This is a genomic window from Pseudomonas sp. S3(2024) (assembly GCF_036861315.1).
Classification (GTDB): Bacteria; Pseudomonadota; Gammaproteobacteria; order Pseudomonadales; family Pseudomonadaceae; genus Aquipseudomonas; species Aquipseudomonas putida_A.
Genome location: NZ_JAZAQQ010000002.1, coordinates 80,700 through 94,338, shown reverse-complemented (window position 1 = coordinate 94,338; position 13,639 = coordinate 80,700). Strand labels below are relative to the sequence as shown.

At 59.7% G+C, this 13,639-nt stretch carries 8 protein-coding genes; 2 read left to right on the top strand and 6 right to left on the bottom strand.

The features are described 5' to 3' along the window. Positions 1-49 precede the first annotated feature (49 nt). The 3 genes from zapE to VLA07_RS05140 all read right to left on the bottom strand — a co-directional run bounded on the left by zapE (position 50) and on the right by VLA07_RS05140 (position 3,244). Positions 50-1,144, bottom strand: a complete 1,095-nt coding sequence (gene zapE / locus VLA07_RS05150) for a cell division protein ZapE (protein ID WP_041074841.1) — start codon at positions 1,142-1,144, stop codon at positions 50-52. A gap of 90 nt (positions 1,145-1,234) precedes the next feature. Then, the gene (locus VLA07_RS05145) at positions 1,235-2,590 is read right to left on the bottom strand and encodes a tryptophan--tRNA ligase (RefSeq protein ID WP_247268090.1); all 1,356 of its coding nucleotides are present in this window, start codon (positions 2,588-2,590) and stop codon (positions 1,235-1,237) included. 24 nt (positions 2,591-2,614) lie between these two features. Further along, positions 2,615-3,244 (bottom strand): alpha/beta hydrolase, encoded by a 630-nt coding sequence (locus tag VLA07_RS05140; protein WP_333988544.1) that lies wholly within the window; start codon positions 3,242-3,244, stop codon positions 2,615-2,617. Between the two features lie 144 nt (positions 3,245-3,388). Here VLA07_RS05140 and VLA07_RS05135 point away from each other — a divergent pair, with 144 nt between their 5' ends. Beyond that, positions 3,389-3,823, top strand: a complete 435-nt coding sequence (locus VLA07_RS05135; RefSeq protein WP_027612195.1) for a YhcB family protein — start codon at positions 3,389-3,391, stop codon at positions 3,821-3,823. Between the two features lie 255 nt (positions 3,824-4,078). Here the strand turns inward: VLA07_RS05135 and VLA07_RS05130 are convergent, their stop codons facing one another. Together VLA07_RS05130 and VLA07_RS05125 are read right to left on the bottom strand one after the other, a co-directional pair. Then, positions 4,079-4,813, bottom strand: a complete 735-nt coding sequence (locus VLA07_RS05130; RefSeq protein ID WP_007961595.1) for an OmpA family protein — start codon at positions 4,811-4,813, stop codon at positions 4,079-4,081. Between the two features lie 117 nt (positions 4,814-4,930). Further along, positions 4,931-5,575 (bottom strand): MBL fold metallo-hydrolase, encoded by a 645-nt coding sequence (locus tag VLA07_RS05125; RefSeq protein ID WP_330207581.1) that lies wholly within the window; start codon positions 5,573-5,575, stop codon positions 4,931-4,933. Between the two features lie 203 nt (positions 5,576-5,778). Here VLA07_RS05125 and VLA07_RS05120 point away from each other — a divergent pair, with 203 nt between their 5' ends. Continuing rightward, positions 5,779-10,707: a M10 family metallopeptidase C-terminal domain-containing protein gene (locus VLA07_RS05120; protein ID WP_333988543.1), complete on the top strand. Its 4,929-nt coding sequence runs from the start codon at positions 5,779-5,781 to the stop codon at positions 10,705-10,707. Positions 10,708-10,809: 102 nt separating this feature from the next. Here VLA07_RS05120 and VLA07_RS05115 read toward each other — a convergent pair whose 3' ends face one another. After that, positions 10,810-13,542 (bottom strand): LuxR C-terminal-related transcriptional regulator, encoded by a 2,733-nt coding sequence (locus tag VLA07_RS05115; RefSeq protein WP_333988542.1) that lies wholly within the window; start codon positions 13,540-13,542, stop codon positions 10,810-10,812. Positions 13,543-13,639 lie beyond the last annotated feature (97 nt).

Genomic DNA, 13,639 nt, shown 5'->3' with positions numbered 1-13,639 from the left:
TAAAAAAGGGCCTGCAAATGCAGGCCCTTTTTTTGTATGCCGAATCTGCTTAAGGCTTGTGCGCCCGCGACAGGAATTCGTGCGATTGCATCTCCAGCAGACGGCTGAGCGTACGCTGGAATTCAAACGTCAGGCGTCCGCCGGTGTACAGGTCTTTCAACTCGACTTCGGCAGAAATGATCAGCTTGACGTTACGGTCGTAGAACTCGTCGACCATGTTGATGAAACGCCGGGCGATGTCGTCGGTGGTGACGCTCATCTGCTCGACGCCGCTGAGCAGCACGGCGTGGAAAATCTTGCCCAGTTCGATGTAATCGTTCTGGCTGCGCGGACCGTCGCACAGTTCGCGGAAGTCGAACCAGGCCACGTCGTCGCAGGTGCGCAGGGCACGGATTTCGCGGTTCTCGATGATCAGCACATCGTTTTCCACCGCTGCCGTGCATTCCGGCGTCAGGGCCTTGAAGCTCTTGCGCAGGCTTTCGTGCGCGGCTTCATCCAGCGGATAGTGGAACAGCTCCGCTTGTTCGAGGTGGCGCAGACGGTAGTCGACGCCGCTGTCGACGTTGACGATTTCGGTGTTCTGCTTGATCAACGCGATGGCCGGCAGGAAGCGCGCACGTTGCAGGCCATCCTTGTACAGACCGTCCGGAACGATGTTCGAGGTCGCCACCAAGGTCACGCCGTTCTTGAACAGCTCTTCCATCAGCGTGCCGAGGATCATCGCGTCGGTGATGTCAGAGACGAAGAATTCATCGAAGCAGATCACTCGCGACTCGGTCGCGAAGCGCTTGGCGATGATGGTCAGCGGGTTTTTCTCGCCGCCGAGGGTTTTCATCTCTTCGTGCACACGCTTCATGAAGCGGTGGAAGTGGGTGCGGGTCTTTTCCTTGAACGGCAGCGCTTCGAAGAAGGTGTCGACCAGGTAAGTCTTGCCGCGACCCACGCCGCCCCAGAAGTACAGGCCCTTGACCGGCGTCTGATCCTTCTTGCCAAACAGCTTGCCCAGCAAACCCGGCTTGTTCTGCTCGGCCGCGATCAGATCGTCGTACAGGCGCTGCAGATGACGCACGGCAGTTTCCTGCGCGGCGTCATGGAAGAAGTCCGGGCGTTTCAGATCAGCTTGATATCGTTCTAGGGGCGTCATAATTCGTTAGCAAGGCAACAAAAACGGGCCGTCACTGTAGCGACGGCCCGTAGGAATGGCAATCAGCCCTTGGTCGGGCCGCGCCGCGGATTAGTCCTGAACCGGGGTCAGCGCAACGCGCAGAGCCTCGATGGCCGCGTCCCGCGCGGCAGCATCAGCGAACGCCGGGCTGTCACCAACGCACTCACCTTCCAGCCACACGCTGAAGCTCAGGTCTTCGTTGCGGACGTCCAGCGCCTGACCGGCTTGCAGTTGCTTGGTCACCTGGCCGGCGGTTTTGCCGTCGGCGAAGTTGCGCGACAGCAGCAGTTGCTCGCCATCGGCCGCCAGCAGACGGAAACGGAAGCTGCCGTCGTCTTCACGGAAGCTGACGAAACGTGCAGCTTTCACGGCTTTCTTCTTGGTGGTCGCCGCGACTTGCACCTGATTGACGAACGAACGCAGGCCGACCGCTTCACGCAGTTCGTTGAGGAACGGCGTCGCCACCGCACGAGCCTTTTTCGCGCCGTGTTGCAGGATGTCTTCCAGATCCGCCGGGCGCTCGATCAACTGGTGATAGCGCTCGCGGGACTCGCCCAGTTCATTGTCGAGCAACTGGAACAGACGATTCTTCGCCTCGCCCCAACCCAGACCGCCGAGCAGTTCGCTGCGGAATTCGTCCGCCTGCGCCGGTGTGGCGAACGCCTGAAACAGAGTGAACAGGTGCGAGTTGTCCGGATCTTTGGCTTCGCCCGGCGCTTTGGAGTCGGTGACGATCCGCGAGATCGCGTCCTTCATCTCTTTGGCGCTGGAGAACAGCGGGATGGTGTTGTCGTAGCTCTTCGACATCTTGCGCCCGTCGAGGCCGGGCAAGGTCGCCACGCTCTCCTCAATCAGCGCTTCAGGCATGGTGAAGAACTCTTTGCCTTGGCCGAACAGGTGGTTGAAGCGCTGGCCGATGTCACGGGCCATTTCCACGTGCTGGATCTGGTCGCGACCGACCGGCACCTTGTGCGCGTTGAACATCAGAATGTCCGCCGCCATCAGCACCGGGTAGCTGTAGAGGCCCATGGTGATCCCAGAATCCGGGTCCTCGCCGGTCTCGACGTTCTTGTCCACCGAGGCCTTGTAGGCGTGCGCCCGGTTGAGCAAGCCTTTGGCGGCGACGCAGGTCAGCAGCCAGGTCAGCTCGGGGATTTCCGGGATGTCGGACTGGCGATAGAAGGTCACACGGTCGACATCCAGGCCACCGGCCAGCCAGGTCGCGGCGATTTCCAGACGCGAGCGCTGGATGCGCAGCGGGTCATCGCATTTGATCAGGGCGTGGTAGTCGGCCAGGAAGTAGAACGAATCGGCATTGCTGTCGCGGCTGGCGAGGATCGCCGGGCGGATGGCGCCGGCGTAGTTGCCCAGGTGCGGCGTGCCGGTGGTGGTGATGCCGGTGAGGATACGGGTACGGTTCGTCATGGGTAATCGCTTGTCAGACTGCAATCAATTCGAGAGACGCGGCAGGATCAGATCCTTGAGATCGGTCAGCTTGCCATGAAAAAAGTGTCCGCATTCTGCCACTTTCAGCAGCTCATGGGGGCGCTGGAGTTTTTCCGACCAGTCGTAGACCAACTGCGGATCGATCACTTCGTCGGTTTCCGGCTGGATCACGGTCAGCTCGCCGTGCTGTGGCAGTTGATCCTGATCACCCAGGCGCATTACCGCCGGCGCGACCATGAACAGGTGCTTGAGCTGCACGCCTTGGGCTTCGAGACGACCGCCGAGACTTGCTGCAACAAATCCACCGAAGGAGAAACCGAACAGGGTCAGCGGCAGCTCCGGATGCTTTTCCAGTAGCCATGCTGCGGCAGCCTGAGCGTCGTCGACTTCACCGCTGCCCATGTCGTGGGAGCCTTCGCTGGCACCGACGCCGCGATAGTTGAAGCGCAAGGTGATCAGCCCGGCGTCGCGCGCGGTGCGCTGCAGGGTCGAGACGACCTTGTTGAGCATGGTGCCGCCCTGCACCGGGTTTGGATGGCAGATCAGCGCGATGCCGACTGGCTGCTCGTTATCGAGGTACAGCGCTTCGATTTGGCCGACTGGGCCGGCAATCACTACAGGGGTTTCACGCATCAGCAAGGAAGGAACTCCGTGACCTCGAATCGGGTCGACTCGTCTAGCAAATTGTCTGTGCCAATCTATTGCGAGTGAATCGCGGTATACAGCGCAGGTTCGAGCCGTTAACGTAAAGCAAAGCCGTTTATAGAGGAAGGACTCGTGGAACACTCGCTCTTAGTTTGGTTGTTACCGACTCTTGCCCTGGTTGTGGGTGTCGCCATTGGATTCCTGATCGCTCGCGTCGCACCGAATGCCGCGCCGAGCCGCACGCAGCGTCAACTGGATGATATCCAGGAGCGTTTCGACAGCTATCAAAACGAGGTGGTCACTCACTTCAACAGTACCGCGACGCTGGTCAAGAAGCTGACCCAGAGCTATCAGGAAGTGCAGGATCATCTCGCCGAGGGCGCCAACCGCCTGGCCCTGGACGAGCAGACCCGTCAACGCCTGATCGCCGCTTTGCACGCCGATGCCGCGCAGGCACCGCGCGAACGCCTGACGCCGCCGCGCGATCAGGAGCCGCCACGCGACTACGCACCGAAAGCCCCGAACTCGCCTGGCATGCTCGATGAGCATTATGGCCTGAAGAAGTAATCAGTCTTCGCTGCAAGCAAAAAGCCCCCGGACAATTCGGTTGTCCGGGGGCTTTTTTGTATCTGATGATTTGAGGGTATTGACCCGGCCCCTTCGCGAGCAAGCCCGCTCCCACAGGGTCATGTGGTGAACGCAGATTCTGTGAACAACACCCATCCCTGTGGGAGCGGGCTTGCTCGCGAAAGGGCCAGCACGGGCAACCCCAAAAAAAATGCCCGGTCACAAGACCGGGCATTTCTTCACTCAAGCATTCACTTACGGATACTGCTGAACCGTCCCCGGCTGTTGCTGCTGACCACCATACTGCTGACCCGGAATCGCCTTCAGGTTGACTTCAACGCGGCGGTTCTGCGCGCGGCCATTGACGTCACCGTTGCTGGCAATCGGGTTATCCGGGCCGGCGCCACGGGCCGACAGGTTGGCACCGCTGACACCTTGAGAAGTCAGGTAGGTGGCCACGCTCTGCGCACGACGCTGGGACAGGTCCATGTTGTGCTGGCGGCTGCCGGTGCTGTCGGTGTAGCCGACGATTTCGATCTGGTTCTGGTTGAACTCTTTCAACGAGTTCGCCAGGTTGTTCAGCGGCTGATAGAAGCTTGGCGCGATGTTCGCCGAATCGGTGGCGAAGGTGATGTTGCCTGGCATGATCAGCTTGATCTGATCGCCCTGGCGCTGCACTTCAACCCCGGTGTTGGCCATGCTGGCGCGCAGCTTTTTCTCTTGCTGGTCGGCGTAGTAACCGTAACCGGCCGCCGAGGCACCAACGACCGCCGCGCCGATCAAGGCACCCTTGCCACGGTTGTTGTGGTCGATGGCGGCACCTGCCAAGGCGCCGGCCAGCGCACCGAGACCGCCGTACTTGGCGGTTTTGCTCATGCCTTGCGAGCCACCGTCGGCCTGCCCCTGATTGTCATACGGGTTGGGCGAGGCGCAGCCGGCCAACATGGCCACAGCGGTAGCAACAATAATCAAACGAGGCGTGGTGAACATGAAGAGCTCCTGGTTTTTTTCGCATTCTGTGTGGCAGCGGCCCTAGGCAATAGACCTGTGCGGGCGTTGGATCATGACAATGCCAAAAAATTCCGCCGCACACTCATGACAAAATGTTTAGGCGCGCACGAACGGATTTTCCCGCATTTCATCCCCGAGACGCGTGTCCGGACCATGCCCGGCAACCACGATTGCGTCTTCGTCGAGGGTGTACAGCCGCTGCTTGATCGATCGCACGATGGTCGCCTGATCGCCGCCCCACAAATCCGTGCGCCCTACTCCGCGACGAAACAGCGTGTCGCCGGCAATCAACAGCTTAGCCTCCGAAAACCAAAAGCTCATGGAACCGGGCGTATGTCCCGGCGTATGCAGCGCCACGCCGCAGCCGCAGGCCAGTTCTTCATCGTCGCTCAACCAGCGATCCGGCGACGGCACCGGCGTGTAGGGCACACCGAACATCTGGCATTGCATTTCGAGGTTGTCCCACAGGAACTGGTCTTCCTTGTGCAGGTGCAGGGTCGCGCCAGTCTTTTCTTTCATCTGCCCGGAGGCGAGGAAATGATCGAGATGCGCGTGGGTGTGGATGATACTGACCACTTTCAGACCATGGGCATCGAGGCGCGCCATGATCAGGTCAGGATTGCCACCCGGATCGACGACGATGGCTTTTTTCGTGATGGGGTCGCCGATGATCGTGCAATTGCACTGCAACGGGCCGACCGGGAAGGTTTCGCGAATAAGCGCGGGACTTGGAACAGACATGAAATGGATCCTGGACTGACAAGGTTGACGTTCGCCTCAGGATTCTACTGCACTCGCCGATACAGATTGCCGGGTCAGTTAATTGGCGCCACTAATCAGAAAGTAGTGGCCAGATGATGTCAAGCAACCTTGTTCTCGTGCAAAATCCAACCTTGTAGCGGCCGCATTTCGGGAAGGGCCGCAGCCCACCTCAGGAATCACGCATGCCACGCCCTACTGGTTACACATACACCACATTCGCCAATCTGACTGGGGTCGCCCCTGTCGACAGCCTCATTTCCGGCTATAAATGGGAAAGCACCCAATGGTACAACCCGGGTGCGGTGACCAGTCTGACGTACAGCTTCATTGTCCCTGGCGTATCGGTGTTTGCCGCGAATTACAGCGCAGATAACGAACCGAAGGCAGCCTATGCACTGACCGACGCCCAGCAACGGGCGGTGATGAGCGCGTTGGATAGCTGGTCAGCCGTAGCCAATATCACGTTCCAGTTGACGGGCGAGTCTTCGACCAGCGTAGGTGATCTGCGTTTCGGCGGTTATGCGCTCCTCGACAACGATGCGGCTGCATGGGCCTACACTCCTTCCCTGAAACCCAATGGCGGCGATGTCTGGATCGGGCCGAACACCAGTCAGCCTTCTCCGAACAAAGGCACTTACGATTTCATGACATTCGTTCATGAAATCGGTCATGCACTAGGCCTCAAGCACTCGTTCGCGCCATCGGCCTACAACAGCATCACGCTCGACCCATCGCTCGATGACGCCGCCTTCACTGTCATGAGCTACAACAACAGCTACTCGTATCTGCCTACCACACCCATGGTGCTGGACATCCTGGCCATCCAGAGCCTGTATGGCGCAAACACGAAGTGGATGACTGGCGACAACGTTTATTCCTGGGCCCCGACACAGTCAGTGTTCGAAACCATCTGGGATGCCGGAGGTATCGATACGATAGATGCCAGCAACCAACTGGCGGCCGTCAGCATCAACCTCAACGAAGGCCAATACAGCAAGATCGGCCAAGCCTTTACCGATCAGGCAGGCAACTCGTTCAATCAGGGACTGGCGATTGCCTACGGCGCGAAGATCGAAAACGCCTATGGCTCGGCGTTCAATGACACGCTGATCGGCAATGCACTGGACAACACCCTCAATGGTGGTGCGGGCGCGGATACCCTGATCGGCGGTGCCGGCAACGACAGCTATGTTATCGACAACGTCGGGGATGTGATCATTGAGGAGGGTCCGGCCGCCGGCGATGTCGACTCGGTCTACTCGTATATCGATTACACGCTGGGCGCCAATCTCGAGAACCTCAATCTGGTCGGCAATGCAGTCAACGCTACCGGCAACTCGCTGAACAACACCCTCAGAGGTACCGACGGCAATAACGTTCTGGACGGTGGCGCGGGAGCCGACGTCATGATCGGTGGCCTGGGCAACGATACCTACATTGTCGACAACAGCGCCGATGTCATTATTGAGACCAGCACCTTGGTCAACGAGATCGACACTGTCCGGGCGTCGGCGAACTACACCCTCAGTGCCAACCTGGAGAATCTCTACCTGACCGGCACCGGAAATATCTACGGTATCGGTAACGCCCAGAACAACCTGCTGGTCGGCAACGACGGCAATAACCAGCTGGTCGGCGGCACGGGCCTGGACACCATGATCGGCGGCAAGGGCAATGACGCCTACGGCATAGATCAGGTCGGCGAACTGGCCCTCATCCAGGAGTTCGCCAACGAAGGCACTGATCTGCTGGTGATCGAGTACAGCGCCAGCGCACAAAACAACACCATCGACCTGAACCAGGTCAGCCTGCTCAACATCGAGGACGTTGCCATCACCGGCGCCGGTGGTTTCACCGTCTACGGCAACGCATTGAACAACACCCTGACCGGCAACAGCGGCGACAACACCCTCAACGGCGGTGCGGGCGCGGACATCATGATCGGCGGCGCCGGCAACGACAGCTACGTCGTCGACAACATCGGTGACGTGGTCATCGAACAAGGCCCTTTGACCAGCGAAATCGACTCGGTCTACTCGTACATCGATTACACCCTGGGTGCCAATCTCGAAAACCTTAACCTGGTCGGCGGCGCCCTCAACGCCACCGGCAACTCGCTCAACAACATCCTCAGGGGCACCGACAACGACAACCGTCTGATTGGTGGAGCCGGCCTGGACACCATGATCGGCGGCAAGGGCAACGACACCTATGGCCTGGATCAGGCAGGCGAGCTGGCCCTCGTCCAAGAGCTGGCCAACGAAGGTAACGACACTCTGTTGATCGGCTACAACGCCGCCGCACAAACCAATATCGTCGACCTGAATCTCGGCAACTTGCAAAACTTCGAGAACGTCCAGTTGACCGGCTCCGGCGGTTTCACTGTCTATGGCAATGCGCTGAGCAATACCCTGATCGGCAACAGCGATGACAACACCCTCAACGGTGGTGCAGGCGCGGACACCCTGATCGGGGGGGCCGGCAACGACAGCTACGTGGTCGACAACATCGGGGATGTGGTCATTGAAGAAGGCCCGTCGGCCAGCGATGTCGACTCCGTCTATTCGTACATCGATTACACGCTGGGCGCCAATCTCGAGAATCTCAACCTGGTCGGCAGCGCGCTCAACGCCACTGGCAACTCGCTGAACAATATCCTCAGAGGAACCGACGGCAATAACGTGCTGGACGGCGGCGCAGGGGCCGACCTGATGATCGGCGGTTTGGGCAACGATACCTACATCGTCGACAATGTGGGCGACGTCATCAGTGAAGCCAACCGCCTACAAGGTGGAATCGACACAGTCCGCGCCTCGGTCAACTACAGCCTTAGTGCCAATCTGGAAAATCTCACCCTGACCGGAACAGGCAACATCTACGGCATTGGCAACGATCAGGACAACATCATCATCGGCAATGACGGAAACAACCAACTGGTTGGCGGCGCCGGGGTTGATACTCTGATTGGCGGTAAAGGCGATGACGCCTATGGTATCGATGACGAGCGTGAGCTGGATCTCGTCCAGGAACTGGCCAATGAAGGCACAGATATGCTGGTGATCGAATACAAGGCATTCAGCGTACTGGGCAGCACCATCGACCTGAACCGTACCAGCCTGCAAAACATTGAAAACGTCGCCTTGACCGGATCCGGCTTTTTCACCGTTTATGGCAATGCGCTGAACAATACGCTGGTCGGCAACAGTAATGACAACACCCTCAACGGTGGCGCTGGTGCGGACATCATGCAGGGTGGAGCAGGCAACGACAGCTATGTTGTCGATAACGTCGGCGACGTAGTGATCGAAGACAGTGCATCGGCCACCGAAATCGATTCGGTTTACTCCTACATCGACTACACGTTGGGCGCCAACCTCGAGAACCTCAATCTGGTCGGCGGTGCCATCAGGGCCACCGGCAACTCGCTGAACAACATTCTCAGAGGTACAGACGGCAACAACTTACTGGACGGCGGTGCGGGGGCCGACACCATGATCGGCGGTGCAGGCGACGATACCTACATTGTCGATAACATCGGCGACGTGGTCACTGAAAACTACCGTTGGGACGGCACCGATACGGTACGCGCGTCGGTAAATTACACCCTGGGCCAGTGGGTGGAAAATCTAACCCTGACCGGTAACGGCAATATTTACGCCATTGGCAACGAACAGAACAATGTGCTCATCGGCAACGACGGCGACAACCAACTGGTCGGCGGCGCGGGCCTGGACACCATGATCGGCGGCAAGGGCAATGACGCCTACGGCATAGATCAGGTCGGCGAACTGGCCCTCATCCAGGAGTTCGCCAACGAAGGCACTGATCTGCTGGTGATCGAGTACGACTCCAGTGCACGAAGCAATGTCATCAACCTGAACCAGGCCAGTCTGCTCAACATTGAGGACGTTGCCATCACCGGCTCCGGTGGTTTCACCGTCTACGGCAACGCATTGAACAACACCCTGACCGGCAACAGCGGCGACAATACCCTCGACGGTGGTGCAGGCGCGGACATCATGATCGGCGGCGCCGGCAACGACAGCTACGTCGTCGACAACATCGGTGATGTGGTTATCGAACAAGGCCCTTTGGCCAGCGAAATCGACTCGGTCTACTCGTACATCGATTACACCCTGGGTGCCAATCTCGAAAACCTTAACCTGGTCGGCGGCGCCCTCAACGCCACCGGCAACTCGCTCAACAACATCCTCAGGGGCACCGACAACGACAACCGTCTGATTGGTGGAGCCGGCCTGGACACCATGATCGGCGGCAAGGGCAACGACACCTATGGCCTGGATCAGGCAGGCGAGCTGGCCCTCGTCCAAGAGCTGGCCAACGAAGGTAACGACACCCTGTTGATCGGCTACAACGCCACCGCACAAACCAATATCGTCGACCTGAATCTCGGCAACCTGCAATACGTCGAGAACGTCCAGTTGACCGGCTCCGGCGGTTTCACCGTCTATGGCAATGCGCTGAGCAATACCCTGATCGGCAACAGCGATGACAACACCCTCAACGGTGGTGCAGGCGCGGACACCCTGATCGGGGGGGCCGGCAACGACAGCTACGTGGTCGACAACATCGGGGATGTGGTCATTGAAGAAGGCCCGTCGGCCAGCGATGTCGACTCCGTCTATTCGTACATCGATTACACGCTGGGCGCCAATCTCGAGAATCTCAACCTGGTCGGCAGCGCGCTCAACGCCACTGGCAACTCGCTGAACAACATTCTCAGAGGCAATGCCGGCAACAACATCCTGGACGGCGGTGCTGGTGCGGATGTGCTCTTCGGCGATGCCGGAGCGGACACCTTCGTTTTCCGCGCGGTCAACGAAATGGGTATTGGCGCCAACCGCGACGTCATCACCGACTTCAACAGCCTGCAAGGTGACAAGATCGATCTGACGAAATTCGACGCCAACCTGCTGACCGCCGGGGTCAATGCTTTCACCTTCATCGGTGGCGCCGACTTCACAGGTGCAGGCCAGTTGCGCTTTGTCGACCATATATTGTCGGGTAACGTCAGTGGCAACGCCGGTGCGGACTTCGAAATTCAGCTGGTCGGTGTCAACAGTTTCAGCGCCAACGATCTGGTGGCCTGACGCGCGCCCCCAATGACCCGGCCGGTAACACAGGCCTGGAACATAAACCCAAAACGCCCCGACTGGTTCGGGGCGTTTTTCATTGGCCGGCGGATATCGCGATCAGCTCAACACACCCAGTTCCTTGGCGCGTGCCACCGCCTGCGTGCGCCGTTCGACCCCCAGCTTGCTGTTGATATGGCTGGCATGGGTTTTCACCGTATGCAGCGAAATGAACAGTTGCTCGCTGATTTCCTGATTGGAACAGCCCTGGGCAATCAAACGCAGCACCGCCAGCTCGCGACTGCTGAGTTGTTCGGCAGATCCACATTCAATGACAGGACGGGCAACCACCAGCGGAAAATGCGTCAGCAACTGCTGTCCTGCCAGTGCTGGCGAGTTTTGCAGCTGGCTGCGCAGCCAGTCCGGATGCGCTTTGATCAAGGCGTCAAATGGCTGTATCACGCCGCCCGCCGCCGCTTCCAGCGCCTGGTTCAATGCTTTGCGTGCCTCGGATTCGCGACCACTGCTCAGCAGCAAATTCACTTTCTGCGCCAGCGCCATCACACACAGCAACTGGCGCCCGGTTTGCTGACCGTTTTCCAGCAACACATTCAACCGCCCTTCGGCGAGCATCGGCTGGCCTTTGATCACATCAAGTAACGCCTGCTGCAATTCGACATGCAGCGGCAACTGAGGATGAAACTCCGGTGGCGCCGCTGCGCGCTCGCCGGTGTAGGTCTGCCCCAGACGTGCCAGCCAGGCTTCGGCCAGATCAGTGCGGCCCTGCGCCAGCCACAGTTCGCATTTGACCAGGGTGATCATTGCCAGATAGTAGATCGGTGGCACATCCCAGATGTGCATCAGGCGCTCGGCTTCGGCGAGTTCGGCAAAGGCCTTGGCAAACTCGCCTGAGCTGCCGTCCAGACGAGCGATCACGCAGTGGCCGATCAACACGCTGATATCACGACAGGCCCGCGCTTCGGCCAGACCGCTCAGCAATCGGGCCCGGGCCTGCTGCGGTTGCAAGCGCATCGACAGCAGAAAACCTTCATACAGCGTCAGCCGTGCACGCACCGCGTACAGACGTTGCGCCGACAACCCGCGCAGACGATCAAGACCCTGATGCACCTCATCCAGGGCGCGCAGAATTTCCCCGCGCGATTGCAGGACCCGCGCCCGGTCGTAATGCGCCAAGGCTTCGAACAAAGGATTGCCGACCCGCTGCGCCAGCTCGAGGGATTCTCGATTCAAGCCCCGCGCACGCCACAGGTCACCGTCGGCAATCGCCAGATTGGACAAGGTCGACAGGCACATCAGGCGTTGCCCGTAACGTTTCACCGGCAGGCTTTCCAGCGCTTCGCTGCAATAGCGCTGGGTCAGCTCACGATGCCCTCGCCCGCGGGCGATGATGCCGCTGAGCGCCAGCCATTGCGCGAGCATCGACTTCTGCGCAGAGGCCGAAGGCGCCGGCAGGAAACGACTTAAATGACTGGCCAGCTCTTCAGCGGCATCCAGCTGACAGGCCAGCCCGAGCGCCCAGCTATAGAGCACGATCAAGCGTGGCGTGCTGATCAGCAGGCTGTCGGGCAAGTCCATTTTCCAGCGCAGCAGCATGCCCACGTTCTGCTCGGCGAGCAGTTGTTCCTCGGACAGGTTCTGCACCAGATTCGCTGCGACATCCAGATGGCCGGCGCGCAAGGCCTGCTCCACCGCTTCGTCGAGCAGCCCTTGAGCACTGAACCAGCGACAGGCGCGCAGGTGCAGGGTCGCCGCCGGCACCAGCGTCTGGGTCACGGGACGGCTGCGCAGCAGATCGGAAAACAAATGGTGATAGCGATACCAGTGACCGTGTTCGTCCAGCGGCACCAGAAATACCTGATGCGCCAACAGAAACCGCAGGATTTCGGCGCTGTCGTGGGCTTCGCGCACCGCGTCGCACAGCTCGCTGCAAAAGCGCTCTTGAGGGGCGGTGTCGTAGAGAAACGCCTGCACCTCGGCCGGCAGGCAATCGATCACTTCTTCCAACAGGTAATCGCGGATCAGCCCTTCCCCGCCGTTCAGCGCGGGTGGCAACGGAGCCCCGCTGCCAGCCTCGGAGACCGCAAGCAACCAGAAACGCAGTCCGGCCACCCAGCCTTCGCTGCGCTGGATCAGGTTTTCCAGCGCTTCGCCGCGCAATGAACTGCTGTGTCGATCGAGCAGCGTCAGGGCTTCATCGTGGGTCAGGCGTAAGTCCTGCTCATGCAGTTCGAGCAACTGGCGCGACAGGCGCAGACGCGCCAGATGCCAGTCCGGGCGCTGCCGACTGGTGACCATGACCAGCAAGCCATCGGGAAGATGATTGAGGAAAAACTGCAGGCAACGGTCGAGTACCGGCCCTTGGGCGAGATGGTAGTCGTCGAGCACCAGCAACAGCGGCGCCGTCGGTTGCAGTTGCAGGGCCAGTTCATCGAGCAAGCCGTCGAGCCATTCTTCGAAGGCGAACGGCTGATGGCGCTGGCGCATCTTCAACAGGCCGAGTGCACGACTGCCCAGATCCGGAAAGTAGTCCTGCAGTCCCTCCAGCAATCGCTCGAGAAACCGCCCCGGATCGTTATCCCGTGGGCTCAATCCCAGCCAAAGGCTTTGCCAGTGCGCCGGCAGGCTCTGACAGAACTCCACCGCCAGCGAACTCTTGCCGAACCCGGCCGGAGCGCACACCAGTAACAGACGTCCACCGAGCCCGGTTTGCAGGCGCTCGCAGAGACGTGGCCGCAAGACGTATCCGTCCGGCAGCGGAGGACGGAAAAAACGTCCGTCCAGTGCCGCGACGGCAGCGCTTGCGGGACCCGGAAGTGGGGACAGATCAGTCATGGCCGGCTCTTGTTCGAATGGCTGTTGGCGGCGTAGCAGATGTCCGCAGCCTAGCCTTAAACGTAGCGGTTATGAAGGTTGCTGCTACAAATGGCTA

Coding starts and splice junctions, on each gene's coding strand:
- zapE (WP_041074841.1), bottom strand. CDS start 1,144: ATGACGCCCCTAGAACGATATCAAGCTGATCTGAAACGCCCGGACTTC.
- VLA07_RS05145 (WP_247268090.1), bottom strand. CDS start 2,590: ATGACGAACCGTACCCGTATCCTCACCGGCATCACCACCACCGGCACG.
- VLA07_RS05140 (WP_333988544.1), bottom strand. CDS start 3,244: ATGCGTGAAACCCCTGTAGTGATTGCCGGCCCAGTCGGCCAAATCGAA.
- VLA07_RS05130 (WP_007961595.1), bottom strand. CDS start 4,813: ATGTTCACCACGCCTCGTTTGATTATTGTTGCTACCGCTGTGGCCATG.
- VLA07_RS05125 (WP_330207581.1), bottom strand. CDS start 5,575: ATGTCTGTTCCAAGTCCCGCGCTTATTCGCGAAACCTTCCCGGTCGGC.
- VLA07_RS05120 (WP_333988543.1), top strand. CDS start 5,779: ATGCCACGCCCTACTGGTTACACATACACCACATTCGCCAATCTGACT.
- VLA07_RS05115 (WP_333988542.1), bottom strand. CDS start 13,542: ATGACTGATCTGTCCCCACTTCCGGGTCCCGCAAGCGCTGCCGTCGCG.